Source organism: Bacteroidota bacterium (assembly GCA_016195025.1).
Taxonomy (GTDB): domain Bacteria; phylum Bacteroidota; class Bacteroidia; order Palsa-948; family Palsa-948; genus Palsa-948.
This window is the reverse complement of record JACQAL010000035.1, coordinates 1-21,303: the sequence shown is the minus strand read 5'-3', so window position 1 is coordinate 21,303 and position 21,303 is coordinate 1. Positions and strand designations below refer to the sequence as shown.

Annotated in this window: 24 protein-coding genes; 1 reads left to right on the top strand and 23 read right to left on the bottom strand. The window is 39.4% G+C overall.

Translation table 11 applies throughout. From position 1 onward, the window contains the following. Nucleotides 1-310: 310 nt before the first annotated feature. The 18 genes from HY063_06435 to HY063_06350 all read right to left on the bottom strand — a co-directional run bounded on the left by HY063_06435 (nt 311) and on the right by HY063_06350 (nt 13,336). Nucleotides 311-829, bottom strand: a complete 519-nt coding sequence (locus HY063_06435; GenBank protein MBI3501415.1) for a hypothetical protein — start codon at nt 827-829, stop codon at nt 311-313. Nucleotides 830-1,100: 271 nt separating this feature from the next. After that, complete coding sequence (locus HY063_06430; GenBank protein ID MBI3501414.1) at nt 1,101-1,277, bottom strand: hypothetical protein; 177 nt, start codon at nt 1,275-1,277, stop codon at nt 1,101-1,103. 404 nt (nt 1,278-1,681) lie between these two features. After that, on the bottom strand, nt 1,682-2,260 hold the full coding sequence (locus HY063_06425; protein ID MBI3501413.1) for a hypothetical protein: 579 nt from the start codon (nt 2,258-2,260) through the stop codon (nt 1,682-1,684). Nucleotides 2,261-2,388: 128 nt separating this feature from the next. After that, entirely contained in the window at nt 2,389-2,562 is a 174-nt protein-coding gene (locus HY063_06420) for a hypothetical protein (GenBank protein MBI3501412.1), read from the bottom strand. A 333-nt stretch (nt 2,563-2,895) separates the two neighbouring features. Further along, nucleotides 2,896-3,831 carry a carboxypeptidase regulatory-like domain-containing protein gene (locus HY063_06415; GenBank protein MBI3501411.1) on the bottom strand — a complete coding sequence of 312 codons (936 nt, stop codon included), beginning with the start codon at nt 3,829-3,831 and terminating at the stop codon, nt 2,896-2,898. Between the two features lie 31 nt (nt 3,832-3,862). Then, nucleotides 3,863-4,081: a helix-turn-helix domain-containing protein gene (locus HY063_06410; protein MBI3501410.1), complete on the bottom strand. Its 219-nt coding sequence runs from the start codon at nt 4,079-4,081 to the stop codon at nt 3,863-3,865. A 132-nt stretch (nt 4,082-4,213) separates the two neighbouring features. Further along, complete coding sequence (locus HY063_06405; protein MBI3501409.1) at nt 4,214-4,465, bottom strand: cytochrome c; 252 nt, start codon at nt 4,463-4,465, stop codon at nt 4,214-4,216. Nucleotides 4,466-4,516: 51 nt separating this feature from the next. Further along, a complete protein-coding gene (locus tag HY063_06400) occupies nt 4,517-5,713 on the bottom strand; it encodes a hypothetical protein (protein MBI3501408.1) in 1,197 nt (398 codons plus the stop codon). 7 nt (nt 5,714-5,720) lie between these two features. Beyond that, entirely contained in the window at nt 5,721-6,158 is a 438-nt protein-coding gene (locus HY063_06395; GenBank protein MBI3501407.1) for a cytochrome c, read from the bottom strand. Between the two features lies 1 nt (nt 6,159). Further along, on the bottom strand, nt 6,160-7,095 hold the full coding sequence (locus HY063_06390) for a universal stress protein (protein ID MBI3501406.1): 936 nt from the start codon (nt 7,093-7,095) through the stop codon (nt 6,160-6,162). Nucleotides 7,096-7,111: 16 nt separating this feature from the next. Next, the gene (locus tag HY063_06385; protein MBI3501405.1) at nt 7,112-7,531 is read right to left on the bottom strand and encodes a cyclic nucleotide-binding domain-containing protein; all 420 of its coding nucleotides are present in this window, start codon (nt 7,529-7,531) and stop codon (nt 7,112-7,114) included. A gap of 11 nt (nt 7,532-7,542) precedes the next feature. Beyond that, nucleotides 7,543-7,746 (bottom strand): hypothetical protein, encoded by a 204-nt coding sequence (locus HY063_06380; protein MBI3501404.1) that lies wholly within the window; start codon nt 7,744-7,746, stop codon nt 7,543-7,545. A 115-nt stretch (nt 7,747-7,861) separates the two neighbouring features. Next, a complete protein-coding gene (locus tag HY063_06375; protein ID MBI3501403.1) occupies nt 7,862-8,569 on the bottom strand; it encodes a Crp/Fnr family transcriptional regulator in 708 nt (235 codons plus the stop codon). A 202-nt stretch (nt 8,570-8,771) separates the two neighbouring features. Beyond that, entirely contained in the window at nt 8,772-9,227 is a 456-nt protein-coding gene (locus tag HY063_06370) for a hypothetical protein (protein MBI3501402.1), read from the bottom strand. A 127-nt stretch (nt 9,228-9,354) separates the two neighbouring features. Next, nucleotides 9,355-9,993, bottom strand: coding sequence for a hypothetical protein (locus HY063_06365; GenBank protein ID MBI3501401.1), 639 nt, complete (start codon nt 9,991-9,993; stop codon nt 9,355-9,357). A 12-nt stretch (nt 9,994-10,005) separates the two neighbouring features. Then, entirely contained in the window at nt 10,006-11,505 is a 1,500-nt protein-coding gene (locus HY063_06360) for a collagen-like protein (protein MBI3501400.1), read from the bottom strand. Nucleotides 11,506-12,168: 663 nt separating this feature from the next. Beyond that, the gene (locus HY063_06355) at nt 12,169-12,324 is read right to left on the bottom strand and encodes a hypothetical protein (GenBank protein MBI3501399.1); all 156 of its coding nucleotides are present in this window, start codon (nt 12,322-12,324) and stop codon (nt 12,169-12,171) included. A 466-nt stretch (nt 12,325-12,790) separates the two neighbouring features. After that, nucleotides 12,791-13,336: a hypothetical protein gene (locus tag HY063_06350; protein ID MBI3501398.1), complete on the bottom strand. Its 546-nt coding sequence runs from the start codon at nt 13,334-13,336 to the stop codon at nt 12,791-12,793. 512 nt (nt 13,337-13,848) lie between these two features. On the opposite strand from HY063_06350, the gene HY063_06345 reads away from it, so the two are divergent. Next, nucleotides 13,849-14,067, top strand: a complete 219-nt coding sequence (locus HY063_06345; GenBank protein ID MBI3501397.1) for a hypothetical protein — start codon at nt 13,849-13,851, stop codon at nt 14,065-14,067. 125 nt (nt 14,068-14,192) lie between these two features. Here the strand turns inward: HY063_06345 and HY063_06340 are convergent, their stop codons facing one another. From HY063_06340 to HY063_06320, 5 genes are all read right to left on the bottom strand, one after another. Beyond that, the gene (locus tag HY063_06340; GenBank protein MBI3501396.1) at nt 14,193-14,840 is read right to left on the bottom strand and encodes a carboxypeptidase regulatory-like domain-containing protein; all 648 of its coding nucleotides are present in this window, start codon (nt 14,838-14,840) and stop codon (nt 14,193-14,195) included. 267 nt (nt 14,841-15,107) lie between these two features. Then, entirely contained in the window at nt 15,108-16,451 is a 1,344-nt protein-coding gene (locus HY063_06335) for a T9SS type A sorting domain-containing protein (protein MBI3501395.1), read from the bottom strand. 3 nt (nt 16,452-16,454) lie between these two features. Then, a complete protein-coding gene (locus tag HY063_06330; GenBank protein ID MBI3501394.1) occupies nt 16,455-19,448 on the bottom strand; it encodes an SBBP repeat-containing protein in 2,994 nt (997 codons plus the stop codon). Nucleotides 19,449-19,459: 11 nt separating this feature from the next. Then, nucleotides 19,460-19,924 (bottom strand): hypothetical protein, encoded by a 465-nt coding sequence (locus HY063_06325; protein ID MBI3501393.1) that lies wholly within the window; start codon nt 19,922-19,924, stop codon nt 19,460-19,462. A 287-nt stretch (nt 19,925-20,211) separates the two neighbouring features. Then, on the bottom strand, nt 20,212-21,150 hold the full coding sequence (locus HY063_06320; protein MBI3501392.1) for a hypothetical protein: 939 nt from the start codon (nt 21,148-21,150) through the stop codon (nt 20,212-20,214). Nucleotides 21,151-21,303 lie beyond the last annotated feature (153 nt).

Genomic DNA, 21,303 nt, shown 5'->3' with positions numbered 1-21,303 from the left:
GCGGGACTGTCCCACGAGAAACAGTTAAAGGAAAAATTGTCGCAATGAAAAGATTGTCGTGAAAGAAGTGACGGACAGTCCCTCGATGACTTTATAAATTGTCCGGAGAAACTGTCGCGGGTTTTACAATGACTGCTAACGTTTTGCAGGTTGGAGAAGTGGCGGTGTTCGGAGCACTTCACTGTCCCACAGCACAAAGATAATTAAATGCAGAAAACATTTTTCCCAAATGTCAACCGCCATTTCTCCAACCTGCTGTTAGCAGTTCGCGCTTTGTCGTCCGCGTCAATGTCTACGAAGAAAAAAACTGTCACCCTTTGAAATTAAGTATTAAAAATAAAAACGATGCTGTCTGATGATATGAATAACGGATTTCAGGAGTAATTGTAAAATATTTTAATTGTCTGTCCAGTCCGAGACCGATGTCAAGTGGAAAAAACAACGGTCGAGGTGGGAAATATAATTTGTTCGCATTTGAAGAAAGGTCAAATGTCGGTGAACAACCAAACGAAACTGTCGGGTTAGTTTTTAATTTGAATGGTTTGTACAGAATGTGCATTGGAAATGAAAGAAGAGTTGTCTCAATACGCTTTGTTGTATTATTTGTCGTGGAAGAAAAACTTATAAATGACATGAGGAACTGTCCTTGTAAAAAAAGTTTTTCAGCAACATGTGCGTCCGCTAATGCACCAAGTGAAAAACCCAACTGTCCAGCTTTGTCTGTTGTCTGGTTTGCACAAAGCATAAACCCATATTGAATTTGTTTGATGGGCTTAAGAGTGTCACTTTGCTGTCCAAATGCAGTGAGGAAGTTTGCAAGAAGGAGCAAGCAGAAAATAGATTGTCTCATTTATTAGATTGCCTGTCGGCATAACGGAAAATAGAAATATTTATTGTCTGTCGAGCAGTTGCTGTCCGCTGTACTGTCCTTTTTTTAGCGTGACTGCTAACGTTCCGCGGGCGTGCGAAGTGCGGGATTAAAAAGCACTTCGCTGTCCGCCAGCACAAATATAATTAAATACTGAAAACATTTTTTCAAAAAGTAAACCCGCATTGCGCACGCCCGCTGTTAGCAGTTCGTTGTTCTTTTTTGTCGTCCGTTACAGTCCACCGATTAAATGCGTCACTGTCCGCGAAGAAAAAGTTGTCTGCCGTGATGTTTTTTTTTGTTGTCTGCCCGTGCGAGATTGTCCGATGAGAAGAACTGTCGGAAGAAAAAGTTTTTGTTTGTCGAATGAGTTGCTGTCTGCCGATGAACAGCGTTGAAGAGTTTGCAAAGTTGTCTGCCGAAAAATGTATTTGTATTTATTTAGCCACTGTCACCAACCGTTAGTATGTCCTTTGTAAAACTCGATTGTCTGTCCCCGATAAATATTTTCTACAAGCGGGACTGTCCCACGAGAAACAGTTAAAGGAAAAATTGTCGCAATGAAAAGATTGTCGTGAAAGAAGTGACGGACAGTCCCTCGATGACTTTATAAATTGTCCGGAGAAACTGTCGCGGGTTTTACAATGACTGCTAACGGTTTCGGGGTTTGCGATGTGGCGGATTTGAAACCACAAAACTGTCCCACGCTGCAAAGATAATTACTTGCACGAACTTTCAAATTAAATGTCAACCGCCATAGCGCAAACCCCGTGTTAGTTGCTGTGGCTCTTTTTGTTGTTGTCGTGTCTGCCGTCATTTTACTTTATTGTCTGTCGGTGCGAAATTACTTTTTAAAAGATGTAAGCAATTATTCTTTTTGAGAAACTGTCGGAAGTAAAAGAGTTTTTTGTCCCCGAAGTTTCTGCGATGAAGTAAGTCGCGTGCGCTGTGTTTTTCTAAAATGTCCGCGAGCGTGTCGCCACAGTCACGAAGAGAATAGTAAAGCAGTCGGTGCATTTTGTGATAGTGAAGCGGTCGGCATAAAAATCTGTCTGTCGGTGAGAGATGGTCATACGCGCCTGCTTGTTCAAGCATTTTGTCGCCAATCCACTGTCGGTAAAGTTTGTAATTCCAACGCAGTCGGTGCTTTGTATGATTAAGAACTGAACTTATGTGTCCGATTGAAACGCGCAACTGTCTGGCTACCGCTGTCACGCTACGCAGTTGTAGAAAAAGAAGAAGCGCGTCTTTTTCTCGCTGTCGGAGGAAACAGTCGTTGCTGTCAATCCATTCGTCCCACAAGTCGTAAGTTGAGATTACTTGTCGAAGTTCCGAAAACATTTTTGTCGGCTTGCGCTGAACTGTCCCGCAACCGTTGTCGTTTTTTGCCATTGCAACTAACGTTCCGCGGGCGTGCGAAGTGCGGGATTAAAAAGCACTTCGCTGTCCGCGAGAACAAATATAATTAAATGCTGAAAACATTTTTTCAAAAAGTAAACCCGCATTGCGCACGCCCGCTGTTATGAACTGGCGCCCACATCATGCGTTGTTTGAGTTGCTGTCTGGTTAGAACTGCGGAGAAGTGAAAGAGTAGCTGTCCGATTTATTTTTGTGGAAGAAGAAATTGTCGTGTTAATTTGCAGAAAAGATTTGAGTTTGTAGAAAGGTGTTGCAATGGCAAGCTCTTTTCGCAAACAATAATATGAATGTTCCTTGAAGTAGTTTGCGGAATGGGCTTGACATTGCGGATTTGCACCGAACCAAATTGTATTTGTTTTCGTTCAAGCCGTCTTTGCGATGGTTCAAATGGCATTTGCGAGAGTTGAAATGGGGTTTGCGAAGGTTAAAATTGCATTTGTTTCAATTGAAGTATAGTTTGCGACCCTTCGACTTGGCTCAGGGTGACAAAAAGCAACGATTGTTTCGATTCAAATGGCGTTTGTTTCTCGCAAAGACGCAAAGGCACAAAGAAAAGCCATAGATTACACACTTTGAGATTGCTTCGCTTCGCTCGCAATGACGGAAAATTAAACTGCTGGTGGAGGTGGCGGAGGCGGAGGTGGATTTGTTGGCGTGAGTGCGAAGTCCTTTGTGAGTGTTGCTCCTCTATCTACGGCAAAGGGCTCGGTTGTTTGGTTTTGGAATCCATCGGCTGAAACGGTGCAGGTTACTGTTGCGGGTTTTAGATGATGTTCGTAAAGCCCGTTCACATCTGAATGCGTTTCGAGGGCTTGTTCGTTGACGCGGACTTTTACATTATAGATTGCAGAACCTGTTACGGCATGGGTGCATTTTCCTTTTATGCGTGTGTGCCCTTTTCCGGTGTTGATGATTTCGCGGGACTTGTGATAATCGCGGTGATAATCGGGGGCAGAGGTTTTGAAGGTGATGGAAGTTGCGTCTAATGTATTTTTGAGAATGTCATTTGCTTCTTTGAAAAGTTGAACGAGGTCATCGGTGAGAGTTGAACGATGCGCGATTGCGTTTCTTGGCTTGGAAATGGAAGGCATATAATTATTTATTGCGCCTTGCCATGAATTGAGCGTGGCTTGTGTGATTCCGTAATCGGAAAGTTGCGCGAGAAGCGGATTTACAATGTTAAAAAGATTTTGTGCGATTTGCCCGATTTGGTCGTCCTGAATTCTTTTTAAATCGGAGAGGGAATATTTCATTTGCGCTGCGAGGGTTTGATTATTATTTGCGAGCGCATACGCTTTTACAGGTGTGATTGATGCGTAAGTTATTTCAACGAGCGTTGTTCTGAAAGTAGATTTATCTTTTGCCGCGCCTGTGAGGGCTTGTGCTTGTTCGCCTGAGGTTTGCTCGATGGAAGCAATTTTTGCGTTGAGCGCATTGATTCCGTTTGCAAAAGCATTGATTGAGTTTGTGATATTCTGATAGGCGGAAGCATGGAGCGATACTGCGCGAAACATGTCGAGTTGGTTGTGCTGGGTGTTGTTCATATAAAAATGATTAATGATTATTGATTACTGATTATGTTTTTTTCTTTCTGATTATTTTTTTAACTTGTTTGAAGTATTCATCTATTTCAAGATTGAAGTGGCTCAGCAAACGGGCAAGCGAAATGATTTTTATATTTTCTCCTCTTTCATAACGACCGTAAAGCGCAGAGTCCATTCCAATATCATTGGCAAATGTTTCTAAACTTGTGTAGCCGATTTTTTGTCTTAGAATTCTTAATACTTCGCCCATCGCTCTCATTAATGTTTGTTCATTCTTACTGAATTCCACGATGCGAAGTAAAAGAATGTAAATGAGGTGTGTTAGGACTTTAAAGTAGAAAATGAAAAGCGGAAATATTATTTTTTATTTTCAGGTTTACTTTTAATTAGCAGATTGCAGAAACTCTACAATCTTTTTTTCTTCATCAGTAGTAATATTTGCGCGAAGTTTCATGTGCATGCCGATTGTTTCCCATTGCGCATCGCTGTAATCAGCAGGAGATGGAGAGTTGTGACAGCGCATGCAATTTTCTCCCCATAGTTGCGCTCCACTTTTTGCGGTTATTGTTTCTGTTGAGGCACATCCGCCAGATAATGCGATAATGATTCCAGAAAATATTATCACGGAAATCATAATTAATGTTTTTGTTTTCATAAGAGTAGGATTTAATGTTATTATGTTTATTTAGAATCCTGTTGCGAACCGAACTAAAAATGTTTCTGAAGTTGTTCCGTCAGGATTTTTTTGTGTTTCATAGGCGAATCGTAATCCTGCGCGCCAACTCAACCAATAACAAAGCCCGATATCAATTCTTGTGGTTGTTCCTCCGCCCCACAACGCTTCTTTCGGATATGTGAGCGAATTATACCTGCCGAGCAGTTCAATATCTTTTAAAAAACTTTTTTGCAGCAATGCAGGACGAAAAGCAACTTGTAAATAATAAACCTGACTTACATTATTAAATGTATAAGTCATCATTCCTGTTGAATCCATCGGGTCTTTGTAATTTGCTTTGTCAACAGTTACTGAATTTAATTGTCCTGTAATTTTTATGATTGACTTTATTGGCTTAATGGCTTTCACATAGGACAAATCAATTGCATAAGCAGTGGCTCTGATATTTTTATACAAAGAATCTTTTGCATTGCCTGCTATGCCGGAATTTCCTGACAGCCCGATTTCGAGAGATGAATTTGAAAAAGGCAGAAAGCCGATTCGTCCGCCAACTGCTTTGTTGGAATTGTTATCGTAAAAATTTTCATACTCCAAAGAACCCGCCATCATTTTATCTTCTGAACCATTATTTAATTTTGGCCCATTGGAAACATAGAGTGCATAATTCATTTTTGAATTTCCCAACTGAAATCCTCCGCGAACATCAACGCCCATCTCTGCACCGTTGGGTCCAATTGCATGCATGCCATCCATGTGGTGCATCATCAGCGGAGCATTCGGAAATCTTTCAGCAAAGGCGGGATGCAATCTTTCGACATACGCTCCAAAAGGCGTGAGCATTCTTCCTGCTCCGATAGCCATGTATTTATTCAGCACATAGGAGAATTTTGCATACTCAACATCAACTCCTACTTCTCCGCCTTCAATTTCAATTTCCACTTCGCTTTCAAAAAATAACCTGTCGGAAAGTTTCCAGAGGAAAATTGGACTGAACCCGGTTCGGTCAAAATTTGTTTTTACATCTCTCTTTTGATTTGCAGAGAAATCAATGAACGCACCGCCTGTGACTATTGCTTTTGTCTTTCCGCTTTTTTCAGAAATCGCATTTTGATTGCTTGATGTTTGCGTGGTGTCTTGCGCAAGAGATGCTTCGACTTCGCTCAGCATGACAGAAAAAATTGTTGCACCGATGAGTAAGGTTTTCATATTGATTTTATTTTTTATTGGGTGAAGTGTTTTTTCCAAGTTCACGGATATAATTAACAAGTTGCCAGCGCTGTTCATCTTTCAAAATAACTTTGTAGGTTGGCATAGGAGGATTTCCATAGGTAATTATCCAGTAAAGCGCGCCATCGCTCAGCGCCTGGATTTTTGCTGAAGTATGGTCGGCAGGCCTTGGGTTAAGGGATATTCCTGCAATGCCGTCTCCTTTTCCTTCATCACCATGACAGGTAACGCACATTTTCTTATAAAGTATTTTTCCGTTTGCTGTTGCCTGCCAGTTGTACTTCAGAGGATTTTTTAATGTGTCCGCTGATTTAGGCGCTTGCCATTTACCCTGCTGTTGAATGGGTTTTGACAAACTCATCAATACTATTATTCCTGCTATTACAAGTAAGAAATTACCGAATAAGTTTTTTTTCGTTTTCATTTTATATTGACGGGATTTGATACGAAAGAGAATTTTCTTTTTCCCTGTTCTGCCTGCCATTTTTTTCAACTGCTTTCTTCGCGCCATTAATTTTTTTTCGAAAGTTTATTGTAAGCACGGGAAGGGAAGAATGGTTCACGGTGTCTTCTGCTATGCTTCCTTTGAAAAAATGAGATAAGCCGTGCCTTCCGTGTGTGCCGATTGCGATTATATCTGCACCTATGACATTTGCGTAACGCCTGATTCCTTCCTGTTTCACATCGTCATAATAAATAAATACCGGGTAGTCAAAAGCATTTGCCAATCTTTGAAACCTGTGAATGTGTTTTTTTGTTTCTCTTGTGGTTTCAAAATCAGTTCTCGTAATCACTTTCATAAGATTGATTTTTGTTTTTAGAGTTTCCGCTAATTGTTTTACGATAGGGAAAACGGCAAGGGCTTCTTCTGAAAAATCTGAGGCGTACATAATGGTCTCCAACTTCAGATTTTTTATTTTTTCTTTTACTGAAAGCACGGGTACTTCGGCATTGCGCACTACTCGTTCCGCATTGCTTCCTAAAAAGAATTCGTCAAGACCTTGTGTGCCATGTGTCCCCATCACAATCATATCGGCTTTGTGCTTTTTTACCGCTTCATTTACTTTTTGAGCGATGAATCCTATTTCGATATTGTCTTTCACATTACAATTTTTAAAAACAGGATCGGACATTATTTTTTTCATTTTCGCTTTAGTAACTTTCATCATGCCCATCATGTAAGGCACATCAGCGGTTGTTGCCGCGTCAATCGCTCCAGCCACTGATGGTCTTACATGCGGGACATCCAGCACATGAAGGAGTAAAATCTGCGCTCCGGTTTTTTTTGCGATGAGTGCTGCATAGGAGAATGCTGCTTCAGAGCATTCGGAGAAATCGGTTGGTACAAGAATTGTTTTCATAGTTTGTAGTTTTGGTTTAACATTTGTTTCCAATAATTTTTTGAGTTACAGTTGACAATGTTTTTATCAGTTGCTGAACTTCTGATAAAGGAAAAAGACAGGCGTGTGTTTCTTCTGTTGCTATTGCCGAGTTGGTATATTTTCCTTCTCTGATAGAATTAAAGCCGATGATTTCTCCTGCGCTTGGACAGTGTATGGTAATTTCTTTTTCGTTTTTTCCGGGTGTATAGATTCTGACTTTCCCAGAATAGATGCAGTAAATTCCTTTAACCGATTCATTCATTTTATAGAGGTGTTCTCCTTTTTCAAATTGTAAAAATTTTTTATCTCGAAATTTGTTTTCAAGTTCTTTAACAGGACAATCTGTTAAAATGCTGTCCCCGTTTTTCACATTGCGGCATTTTGAGCAATCGGGGACTTGTGCTATTTCTTTCATTTGTTTTATTTTTAAAATCCTTTTCTGAAAAGAAGGAATACAATCAATGCAATAATTCCTACACCTGCCAAAACAAGTGACATTGCGAAAAAGTTTTTGGTCAGTACACAATAGGCGACCGCTAATGAATAAACAAAGGCAGAGACGCTGAGAAAAACAGTTAATGCCGCTTTGCTTGTTTTTTGATATTCGATTTTTTGTTCTTCTGTAATCATAAAATCTTTGTTTGATTTTATGAAACAAAAGTAGATGAGGTAAAAGAGGCAAACTATGACAACGGTAAGTTCAGAATATGATTTTTGTCATATTTCAGATGCGGAAGGGAAGAACTTAATCGGAAATATTAGCAGTGCGGATGAGTTTGGGAAGGTTGAGGAATTTTATTTTTCTTCCAGTCAATTCTATCATTTTGTCCTGCTTGAATTCAGAAAGTAAACGGATAGCTGTTTCTGTGGCTGTTCCAACAATGTTGGCAATTTCTTCGCGCGACAAAGCAACATTAATGGTTGCTCCATCGCTTTCAAAACCATAAGTTTCTTTGAGGAAAAGTAACGCTTCGGCTACTCTTTCTCTAACGGGCTTCTGAGCGAGGTTGGTAATCTTATGTTCTGCTTCTTTTAAATCGTGAGAAAGAAGTTTCAGTACTTCTTTCGACAAGTTGGCATTTTTTTCAATCATGTTGAAAAAGGTATCCTTTGGAATAATGCAGATGGAAGAATCATCTATCGCAGTTGCAGACGCTGAATATTTTTCTCCGCTTAATAAGGCGCGGTAACCAAGTATATCACCTTCTTTCGCCAAACGGACTATTTGCTCTTTGCCTTCATTACCTAATTTGGATATTTTTATTTTTCCAGTGTTCACGCAAAACAAACCGTGAGGGAATCCTTCTTCATGAAATATAACTTGTCCCCTTTTAAAAGTATTACATCCTTTACTCAGATTGAGTTCGTTTAATTCGTCTTTATTCAAATCACAAAAAACAGATTTGAAACGCGCCTTGCAGTATTGGCATTCGGGTTGAGTTGTGTTTTTCATAACAGTTAAAAATACCTACGGGCAAAGATACTATTTGTTTTTTGTTTTTTGAATGCAGGATGGTTTGGCTCTTTTGACTTTGCCCCCTGCGGTTGGCTTTTGTGGTTGGGGCAAAGGCAAATGTGCCAAACAGTGTATGCCAATAAAATTATTTTTTAAAACACGCGTGATATCGGTCTACGGTGGCTTTTATGCTGTCTGGTTATGCGCGACCGTAAGCCGTTGCAAAGTTGTCTGCCCGATGACCTGTGTTTTTCATTGCTGTCAGTGCTTGCGCAACGATGAACCGAGAGAGTAACTGTCCCGCTACCTTATTATATATGGTTTTTAAAAATGCTGTCACAGCAGGAGCAACTGTCCAGCAAAGTGATAGGTTGTCAGCCGATGAAGTATTTTTTTGGTTTTGTCTGCGGTCGGCAAATTGCGAAACTGTCCCCCGATGAATACGGGGCAGGCGCGAGAGATTGTCGCGGCTGTTAAAGTAATTGTCAGATGAAAAGAGTAAAGTCATTTTACATAATTGTCTAAATATACTAAATTGTCTTTTGTATTTTGGCGCTTGTTCATAACGTTTTTCAGGTTTGCGATGTGCGGGATTAAAAAGCACTTCGCTGTCCGCGAGAACAAATATAATTAAATACTGAAAACATTTTTTCAAAAAGTAAACCCGCATTGCGCACGCCCGCTGTTAGCAAATGGCGCACCCATCCTGCAATAGAGTTGCTGTCTACCGAAAACTGCAAAGTTGTAGATGAAAAACTGTTTGGTTGTCTGTCTATTAAATACTACTCAACAATTAATTTTTTCCCCTTCCATTTTCTTGCTTTCCAAATAATAAAATCTATTTTTTTCATATTAGAAACATTGTTGCGTGGAAATTGTTTTTTAAAACATTCAATACTTTTTTTCCATCCTTTCTGACACTGCATTTCATTATATCTACATTGAAGCATAGTATATGCTTTAATGCACTTTTTAATTTTATCTCCTTTACCTCCGTGAGGATATATTCCTAAATTTTTTCCTATGCTTGAATCATAAATAGGTGACTCTTTCGGGTCAAGAGTATGAATAAGTTTTGTTGCATATGAAAACCAAACCTTTTTGTCATTTTTGTTTTTTAATTGTTCAAGTACTTCTTTTATACTAGGAATTTTATTTTGCCCAGACGCATTTTCTAAAATTTGAAAATATCTGTTTAACCAATCATCATCGAAATTGTCTCGAAAGTTTTTTACTTTAAAAAAGTTTAGAAATACAAATCTAAATACATAATTATTTTTATTTTTTTTATTCTTTACCGTATCAATAATAAATTTGTATGCTTCTATTTCTTCTTTGCTAATTTTTTTAATTAATGATTTTTTCTTATTTTTTATTTCTTTAATTCTGTCTTTATATGACATTTTTTTTCTTTTGCTCATACTAAAAAAATTTCACCACCAAACAACTACTCTTCCATCTGCACCACTTCCACTTGTAGTTGGGCAATTTGTTCCTATATCAGCACTTGATCCTCCTCCTCCAGGGCTTGTACCATTTGTAGAAATTGTATTAGTAGCACCTGTTCCCCAACCGCCTCCTGCGTTCCCACCTCTTGCTATTGAAGCACCACCCGCCCCGCCCTGTGCTCCATCTAAACGAATATAAGTTGTAGTACTTGTCCCTCCAAAACCTCCTATACCACAGCCATTGCAACCTCCTTGTCCGCCAGTAACACTGATAAGTGCGCCAAAACTACTTGTGCCTCCATTATTTCCGTAAGTACCAGAAGCAGAACAAGCTTTTCCAGCACCACCTGCACCGACTGTTACAGTATAATTTGTTCCTGCAACAACTGAGAAAATATCTTTTGCATAACCACCGCCACCGCCACCCGGTCCGTAATTTGAACATCCGGAACAAGAAGGCGCTCCACCTGCACCACCACTCCAAACTTCTACAACAATTTTTGTTACACCAGTTGGAATTGTAAAAGTATAAGTGCCCACAGTTGTGTATTGTTGTTCATTTATTCCAGCCGTACCCGTTGCGCCAGTTGCGCCAGTAGAACCTGTTGCACCTGTGCTTCCAGTCGCGCCTGTTGCTCCAACATTTCCTGTTACACCTTGTGCGCCAGTCGCGCCTGTCGCTCCGACATTTCCTGTTACTCCTTGTGCGCCAGTAGCACCCGTTGCTCCAACATTTCCTGTTGCACCTTGCGCACCAGTCGCGCCCGTTGCTCCAACATTTCCTGTTACACCTTGCGCACCTGTCGCGCCTGTTGCTCCAACATTTCCTGTTACACCTTGCGCACCTGTCGCGCCTGTTGCTCCGACATTTCCTGTTACTCCTTGTGCGCCTGTCGCGCCCGTTGCTCCAGTCGGACCAATTCCGCCAACACTTAAAAATTTCCACTGACTTCCATCGTAGTAATAAAATCCTGATGGTGAAAGTCCACAACTGCCTGTACAATACACAAGCAAAGATGTTGTTGGATTTGATATTGTTGAAATATCAGTATTGTTTGTTAAACAAATACGAGGAATAAGTAATCCTTTATTTGAAAAATCAATATCTAAACCTGATGAGTTGTCTGGTGTTGAGCCGTTAGGATTAATGCCAACATTTTGAGCAAAAGAAATTTTTCCTAAAAGTAAAATGATAAAAAGAATTTTTTTGATTGGCGTTCGGATTGCTCTTTTGCGCCCAATAATATTTTCTTCCTTGAAACAAGGGCGCAAATGTGCAAGCCGAACGCTGTGCAGGATTTGTCTACCGATTTTTTGCGAAGTTGTCTGTGCTTGCGCAACAAGCAACCGAGAAAGTAACTGTCTTGCTACCTTATTATATGTAGTTTTTAAAAACGCTGTCAGTGAAGGAGCAACTGTCCAGCCAAGTGAGGAACTGTCAGCCGATGAATTTGTTTTTTGAATTTGCGGTCGGCAAACTGCCAAACTGTCCGCGAGAGATTGTCGTGGCTACTTGAGTGATTGTCTGATGTTGGGAAGCGTAAAGTCATTTACATAAGTGTCTAAAGATAATGGTTTTTGTATTTGTGCGCTTTTTGCTAACGGTTTCGCGCTTGCCGCAGTGGCGGATTAAAAGCGAGTAACTGTCTGCTGATACAAAAGTAAATTAATTGCACGAACTTCAAATTACAAATGTAGCCGCCATTGAGGCAAGCGCGTGTTAGCAGCAGTTTTTTCTGTCGTGTCTGTCCCACGATGAACGCGAAACAATAAATGAAGAAACTGTCGAGACGAAAAGATTGTCGTGGCGAAATTGTCCAACGAGGACAGGCACACAAAAAAACTGAACAGTTGTCCCGCGAAAGTTTTGTTGTTTGTTTGAAAAGTTGTCAGCCGATGCAAAGCGGTCTGGAAAAGAAGTTGCTGTCCCATGCTGAATTTATTTTTTAGTTTGCTGTCTGTGCTTGCAAAGTTGTTCGATGAAAAGATTGTCGGAACAAGAGTTGCTGTCCACCGAGTTAATGTGTCAATGATTGAAAATGTAAAATGCAAGAACTGTTAATGCTATGCCTACTAATATTCCGTAAAAGAAATATTGCCATCTTTTACTTTTTCTTTGTTCGTAATACATATTTGTCTACCGATTTTTTATTTGTCTTGTTTGATGTCAGTCCATGTGAACTGTTTTGGCGAAGCGGGTATAACATTCTTTGTTTGCTTCTTGTGTTTATTTTTTTTACGAAGCATTTTCTGTTTTGCCAGAAGTGCTTGTACTGCCTTTAATGCTTTTGCTTTATAATTCATTTGTTGTTATTTTCTTCTGTCGAGATTGTAAATGTAGATTAAATTGTCTGTCGAAAAATTGTCCTGTGGCTGAATTGCTGCTAACGTTCCGCAAGTTTGCGCTGTGCGGGTTTTCGGAGAAGGATTTGTCTGCCAAGACAAATGCTCGTAGAAAAACCGCACACCAAATTTACGATTTTGCCCGCATAGAGCAAACTTGCTGTTACCAGCAGTTTTCTTTGTCGTGTCTGTCCCACGATGAACGCGAAACAATAAATAAATAAACTGTCGAGACGAAAAGATTGTCGTGGCGAAATTGTCCAACGAGGACAGGCACAAAAAAAAACTGAACACGTGTCCCGCGAAAATTTTGTTGTTGTTAGTTTGAAAAGTTGTCTGCCGATGCAAAGCGGTCGGAAAAAAAAGTTGTTGTCTGCCGAACGAATGACTGTCTGCCGATGAACAGCGATAAAGAGTTGCGAAACTGTCACCGATAGATTATTTTTCGTGTCCTTAGATTTGAAAGAAGTTGTCTAAAGTCTGCGTTAATGTTATTATGACTGTCTTTTAAATTTAAAGGCGGATTAAAACGATTTATAAGTTTTATTTCAATGTTTTTGAAGTCAGTTGTCGGCAAGAAAAACATAATTAGATTTGAAACCATCCATTTAGTTAATTTCTGTTCATCAAGGTCTTGAAATTTTGTCTTACGACTATTTACTTTTTTGTCTCTTGCGATTTGTTTGTAACCAAATAGAACACCTAAACTTTTTCTTAAAGTTGAGCGTCCAGCGTTATTTCCTGTGAAATGTTGTCTGTAATCGCGAGTTCTTAAACTATTGCGAGTAAGTCCAGTGTAAACTACATTCAGTCCCGAGAACTTTGTAAATGTTGGAGAAATTGAAACTGTCGGTAGTTTAGAATTTTTTCGTAAGCATAAAATATAATTGCCTGAACTGTCGGCAATATTTATCTCGCTGTGAACGGTCGGGTCGAAACGATTTGTTCGGAAATTGACAAGTATAGATTCCATGTTGGTTGGCTGAATTGTCAAGGTACTGCGATGCTGTCCACGAAGATAGTTGAATTGCTGGTAACGTTCCGCGGGTGTGCGTGCGTGCGGGAGAAAGAATTACTTTACTGTCCGCCAACACAAAACAAAAATAAGAAATAAAAACATTCTGAATAGAAGTTGCCCGCATGACGCACACCCGTTGTTATGAACTGGCGCCCACATCCTGCGTCCTTTGAGTTGCTGTCTGACGAGAACTGTGAAGAAGTGAAAGCGTAACTGTCCGATATATTTTTGTTGTTGTTTGTTCACAAGGTTGTCGAGATGAAAAATATTTTGTGTAGGAAAAAGTTGTCGGGTTAATTTGCAGAAAAGATGTCTGCTGGTAAAAAGATGTTGCAATGGCAAGCTCTTTTCGCAAACAATAATATGAATCTTCTTTGAAATAGTTTGCGGAATGTGCTTGACATTGCTGTTTTGCACTGAGATATGCGGGATAAAATTTAGTTCAAGAGGCGTTTGCGAAGGATAAGATGGTCTTTGCGAAGGTCAAGATGGGCTTTGCGAAGGATAAGATGGGCTTTGCGAAGGTTAAAGCTGCCATTGTTTTGATTAAAGCTGCCTTTGTGGCAGTCGAGATGGGGTTTGCGAAGGTTCAAGAGGGCTTTGCGAAGGTTGAAGCGGGCTTTGCGAAGGTTGAAGAGGCGTTTGTTTCACTTCAAGCGGGGTTTGCGAGACACTACTTGCACTAATTTTCACTAATAGCCACAGATTACACAGATTTACACTGATTTGATTTTCGCAAACCTGCCTGCCGGCAAGGCAGGGACGCAAAAGCGCAAAGAACATCGCCCTTAATCCTGCTTCAACAAGGATTTTATACTGCTGGCGGTGGAGGTGGCGGAGGCGGAGGTGGATTTGTTGGCGTGAGTGCGAAATCTTTTGTGAGGGTTGCGCCTCTATCTACTGCAAAAGGATCGGTTGTTTGGTTTTGGAATCCATCGGCTGAAACGGTGCAGGTTACTGTTGCGGGTTTTACATGATGTTCGTAAAGCCCGTTGACATCTGAATGGGTTTCGATTGCTTGTTCGTTGACGCGGACTTTTACATTATAGATTGCAGAACCCGTTACTGCATGGGTGCATTTTCCTTTTATGCGGGTGTGCCCTTTTCCGGTATTGATGATTTCGCGGGACTTGTGATAATCGCGGTGATAATCGGGCGCGGAGGTTTTGAAGGTGATGGAAGTTGCGTCTAAAGTATTTTTCAGAATTGTATTTGCTTCGGTGAAAAGCTGCGCGAGGTCATCGGTGAGTGTGGAATGGTGCGCGATTGCGTTTCGGGGTTTTGCAATGGAAGGCGTGTAATTATTTATTGCGCCTTGCCATGAATTGAGGGTGGCTTGTGTGATTCCATAATCGGGAAGCTGGGGAAGCAGCGGTGTTACGATGTTCAAAATATTTTGCGCGATTTGTCCGAGTTGGTCATCCTGAATTCTTTTTAAATCGGAGATGGAATATTTCATTTGCGCTGCGAGTGTTTGATTATTATTTGCGAGCGCGAATGCTTTTACGGGGGTGATGGATGCATAAGTGATTTCAATGAGTGTGATTCGGAATGCGCCTTTATCTTTTGCTGCGCCTGAAGTTGCTTGTGCTTGTTCGCCTGAGGTTTGTTCGATGGAGGCAATTTTTGCGTTGAGCGCAAGGATTCCGTTGATAAATGAAATGAAAATTGAGGAGAACGAAAAAAGAATTGAACGCCTGTTTGATGTTATGTTTGAAGATTTGATTTATTGAAGAATTATTTTTTTTGTTTCAATTCCTTTTTCTGAAAGTAGTTTTATGAAGTAGATTCCTTTCGCATAATTTGATAAATCAATGGTTGATGTTTGATGGTTAATGGCTGATGTAACTATTTCTTCTCCGATTATGTTTGTAATTTTAATTGAAGAAATTTTTTCTGTGGAGGTGATTGTGAAAAGTCCGGTGGTGGGGTTGGGGAAAATGTTTATTTGAGAGGAAAAATTGTTTTCGTTTATTCCATTTGGCATTGTCCATTTAGCAATTTTGTTAGCTGAGATTCCTCCGGCAAATAAAAAACTTCCTCCTACATATAGAGAACCTGTTGCGGTATCTATTGCAAAACACCAAACGCCTCCACTGTCTAAACCAGAACCAACAGATGACCAGTTTGTATCGTTCCATTTTGCAATACTTTTTACAGGATTTCCTCCTGCTAAAGAAAATCCGCCTCCTGCATATAATGAGCCGTTATATTCTGTTAAAGCAAAAATAGCTCCGCCTATGATTCCTGCTCCAACAGAATCCCAACATGTTCCATTCCATTTTGGAATTCTGCCAAGACCTGATGGGACACATGATGTCATGTTATTAATAGCACTGCCCACATATACTTCACCATTAAAACCGGAGATAGAATAAAATTCTACCATACTGCCACCGCTTAATCCAGTACTCAAAGTATCCCAGTTTGTTCCGTTCCATTGCGCCACATTATAATATCCAAGTATTGAATTGGCAGTTGAAAAATCTCCCGTTGCATATAATTTCCCATTGTAATTAGTTAAAGCCATAACCCAACCATTATAATTTCCTCCTGTAAGACCGCCTCCTACGCCTGACCAATTCGTTCCATTCCATTTAGCAATACTTGGCGAAGAAACTCCACCTGCTTTGATGAAGTCGCCTCCGGCATATAATTCACCGTTATAAACACAAAGAGCATAAACACCTGAAGAATCTGTGCCTGTGCCAACAGTGTCCCAAGATGTGCCGTTCCATTTTGCAATTTCATTCACTTGTTTTCCATCTGCATAAACAAATATACCTCCTGCATATAATTCATTCTTATAAACGCAGAGAGCATAAACATAACTGCTTGTTCCTGTTCCCACTGCCGACCAAGTTGAGCCATTCCATTTTGCAATATTATTTGCCGGAACTCCACCTGCTTTAGAAAATAAACCACCTACATATAATTCACCATTGAACATTGTCATGCAATAAACGGCTGCTGAAGATGCTGTATCAATACCGCTTCCTAATGCAGACCATGTTTGCGCTGATGCGACAATGCTTAAAAGAAAAATATATGTGAGAAAATATTTTTTCACTCTTTAATATTGTTTGATGATTTTTTTACTGATTGTTTTATTTCCGAGTTGTATTTTTAAAATGTAAACTCCACTTGAAAAATAAGCAAATGATATTTGTTTTTTAAATGTTCCTGATGAGTTTTTGAAGGAGGATGAATAAATATTTTCTCCGAGCAAATTATAAAGAGATAAATTAATATCTTCTTTTTCTTTTAATTCAATTTCTACCAAAATATTTTGAGAAGTTGGATTTGGAAAAACATTTATTCCGATTTCAGAATCATCGTATTCATTCATTGCAAGAACAAGAATTGGTGCGAGGTCGAATCTTGTTATGTAGCCATTAGAGTTAAATGAATGAGCGCTTTGATACCATGTTGGGAAACCGCCTGCGGAATCGAGCGGAAAATTATTTCCTGAAGCGGAAAATCCGGTGATGTATAGTTTGCTGTCTTTATATGTTGAAGCAGCATTAATTACTTCTCCACCATTTCCACCAAAATAAGTGCCCCAAATATACCAATGGTCAGCAAAGGTTGAAATGAAACCATCCTGATAACCGAGCGGAGAAGTTTTTACATAAGCGTTCGGAGCATTGGGATTTGGCAAAGGCAATCCTCCCGTATAAGCAAAACTTGATGTGCCCAGAGAACCAACAACAAATAAATCGCCACGATTATCAAATGAAAGATTTAATGCAGTTTCGTATCCTGCTCCTCCAAGATAAGTTCCCCATAAAAGCGTGCTTCCGGCAGGAGCAATTTCTGCTATGAATGCATCTTGACCTCCTCCATACCAAGGCTGATAAAATTTTGGCCATCCTCCTGCGGATGCAAGTTGAATCGGATTAGAACCTGGACTTGTTGTCCATCCGGTAATATAAGCATTGCCATTTTTATCAACATCAATAGCATTTCCTGCTTCATCACCTTTGTTTCCATAATATGTTGACCATACAATAGCACCGCTCGGATTAAATTTAGTTGCAATTACATCAAAAGTATTTGCCAGATTTGTATTATATGATGAAGTTCCCGCGGGATTGAGAACAGGATAGCCACTTTCAGTTGCAGCACCGGTAACAAAAAAATTGTTCGATGCATCAATAGCGCAACTGTTAAGTCCTGTTGCAGAAGTATTATTATTTGCTGCTGATGGCGGACCGCCAATACGAGTTGCCCATAAACGCCCTCCGAATTTATCGAACTTTAAAATGAATCCTGTTCCGATATTAGAATTGAATGCGCCTGTTTGCGTAAAGGTAGGAATTACAGGAGTAGTAAGATAAGTTTGATGACCTCCTACAACATAAAGATTTTGATTTCCATCAATAACTAAATCACGGGCTTCTTCAAATGCTGTGTCTCCATAAAATGTTGACCAGATTAAAGTATTGCCAGCAGAATTGAGTTTTGAAATACATACATCTGAAAATGGATTTGGCAAAGTAACTCCATTTCCATTAAGTTTAGGTTGAACAAAAGAACCCGCAGGCTGAACTGTTGGATAATTTACAGATTTTGTCCACCCTGCTATGTATACATTTCCAAGTTTATCTGTTCCGATACTTCTTCCCATATCATTATGATAACCGCCCAAATAAGTTGCGAATTGGCGAACTCCGCTGCTATCAAATTTTACTATGACAACATCCCATCCACCCTGACGAGTAGAATCATAAGCGCCAGTTGAAAAAGGAAAATCAACACTGCCGGAATAACCAGTTAGATAAACATTACCTGAAGTATCAGTTTTTACATCTCTAAATTCATCTCCTCCTGTTCCGCTATAATAAGTGCTCCAATCTAAATTTTGTATTGATTGAGGTGTAGAATGTCCTCTATCAATTTCAATAAATAGAGGAAGATTGGTAGGATAACTGCGAATATCAAGTTTAACAGATGTTGGAGAAACTTGAATAAAATCTGCTTGCCAAGGCATAGGAACAATATTGCCTGCCGGATTTATTTGATAAGCATTTCCTTTATTAAAATTAATATTTCCTAGGGGTGTTTTTATCAGCAAACCTTTGCTTGATGTTACATTAACAGATGTTGCGCCTTTAAAATCCATAACAATATTATCTGCGTTTCCACCAGGTCTTACTACGAAATAAAATTTCATTCCTGCATTGTTGCTGTATAACTGCATATCAATATTCGGATAAACATCATTAATTATATCTCTGCTATATCCTTTAATGTTTGTTGCGCCATCTTTAGCGTGTGGAAGAAAATAATTTAAATAACCAAAAATTTTTTCTGTTTTGAAATTGCGGACATTGGGATTTGAAGCGACTAAGTTCATATCAACTCTTTGAAATGAATCACGACTTCCAAATGCAGTATCAATATGAGCGAAGATGAAAGAGAGAGAAGTGTCTCTTACATATATTTCAGGAGAGGAATAACGCGAATAGCATTTTATATCATGGCGAGGATTATAATTTATATCTATAATTTGTCCTTTCCCTGTATAATAAGCGTGACTTATTGCAGCAGGCTCTAAAGCAAAATCTTTTGGAATAAGTATGTTTGGTGAACTAATGCAGAAATTAAAATTCCAAGTCATAGATGCATGGCATTCGCCTGTTGGTGAAGGAGTGGGCGCACATCCTGCACTTGCACGCGAAGGTTCACGAGTGAAACGGACATAATAGGTATTTCCAATTGTGAGATTAGATGCGTCAATCTGCAATTCAGTTGCGCCAATAATATTGGGTAAAAATTCATCTTCCATTATTTGCAGAGTTGAACATGAGCCAGAAAATAAAGTTAACCTGTGAATATGCGGAGCTGCTGTTCCTAATGGAACGGATGAAACACCTACAATTTGCGCATACTTTTGATTTGCAACAAACGAAAGATATACTACACTGTCTGTGGTAGTGTAAGAAGTTGGCGAACAAGTAGCAGTTGGAATTATTGGAATTGCATTATTGCAATTACTTCCTGATTGAGCGTTTGCATTAAAAAAAATAATTAATGCGATGGCGGTGGGTAGAAATTTTTTCATGATAAAAAGTTTTAGTTGGTGTTTAAAAACTTTATTGTCAAAAGAAAGAATTGCAAGAACAGGGTATTGAGCATAAAGGTATTATTTTGTAATTGCTGAACAAATTTTAGTGAATATTTTTCTTGCAGGTTTTTCATGGCGGGTGCTTGCTCTTGGCGCACACAAAAACTATAAAGGCAAAATTCCGCTTGTGCGCCATGTGCAAGCAGCCCGCTGTGCAGGATTTGTCTACCGATTTTTTGCACTGCTGTCAGCGGTTGCGCAACGAGCAATTGAAAAAGTAACTGTCCCGCTGCCTTATTATATGTAGTTTTTATAAATGCTGTCAGTGAAGGAGCAACTGTCGAGCGAAGTGAGAGATTGTCAGCCCGTGAAATATTTTTTTGAATTTGTCTGCGGTCGGCAAACTGCATAACTGTCCGCGAGAGATTGTCGCGGCTGTTTGAATAATTGTCTGATGAAAAGAGTAAAGTCATTTTACATGATTGTCCAAATATAAGAAAATGTCTTTTGTATTTTGGCGCTTGTTCATAACGTTTTGCAAGTTTGCGCTGTGCGGATTTTCGGAGAAGGATTTGTCGGCAAGACAAATGCTCGTAGAAAATCTGCACACCAAATTTACGATTTAGCCCGCATAGAGCAAACTTGCTGTTAGCACCTGTGCAATTTTGTCCCTGCGCAAGAGTCCACGGAGAAGTAGCGTTGTCTTACTGCGAAACTGTCGACTGCGAGAAAGGTGTTGTAATTGCAAAGTTGTCAATTATTACTTCTCTTTATTGTTGTCTAATGAAGTGTCTCCAATATAGATTCCCTTTCTATAAATAAGCCATTTTGTTGCTATGCCGTCTTCTGAATAAGCATATATTTTTCCTGTGAAAAGTTTACTGTCTTTTTTGTAGCCATAAATTGTCTCATATCTTCCATAGCTAATGGATACATTAAATGTAGAAAACCTAAAGTAATTTGAAGCAGTCACCTTTTTTAAACTGTCAATGTTATTTTGAAATTTGTCTTTAGTAACTTTGATGCCATTAATAAAATAATTTGTGGATGTACTTCCACCATTTCTTGGTGAATGAACAATTTGAGTAATGTAATCAATCACAGAATCTTCAAAGAATTTGTCTAAACTGTCCTTTGTTTGCACAACTGTCTGCGGTTGTGATGCTGTCTGTTTTTGTGAACTGTCTGCTTGAAATATTTTGTCCTTCACCTGTTTGTTGCCAACATACTTTCCGTTTTTATAATAATTGATTTGAATAAGAGTGTCATCTTTGTAAATGCATTCATAGCCATCCATTATAATATAAGTTTTTCCATATTTTATTACTCTCGCACTAATAGCCATTTGTCCTTTAGAATTAATTATTGTTGTGTCTCGTATCCGTTTTATCAATTCGCAATAGTCAATTAGTTCTTGCCGTTTATAATTCGTTGCTCCTGTAAAAGATATACCACCAAAAAAATATTTAAATTTTACCGTCTTATTGTCAGGTTTGTAAAAATAAATTTCTGATAGAAGCAAATGTGAGCGATAGTCTATTGCGTTTATTATGCTTGTGCGTTGGACTATTTTATAGTGTTCAACGCTGTCAAATTTTTGAAAAGCGGTTGTGTCTTTATCTCGCTTTGGCTGTCCGATACTTTGCAGTCCAAGCAGGAGGAACGCTGTCGAGAAAAGAGTAATTGTCCACCGTGTCATTTGTCTTTTTGCATTGGTGCTAACGACCGCATATTGGCGTTCGTTGGCGCATTAAAGATAGGGATTCCTTCGGCTGTTGCGCCAATGACGCCAATGTGCAGTTAGTTTCAGTTGGCGCCAGTCTGAAGTCTGGCACCAGACCAAGCAGTCGGG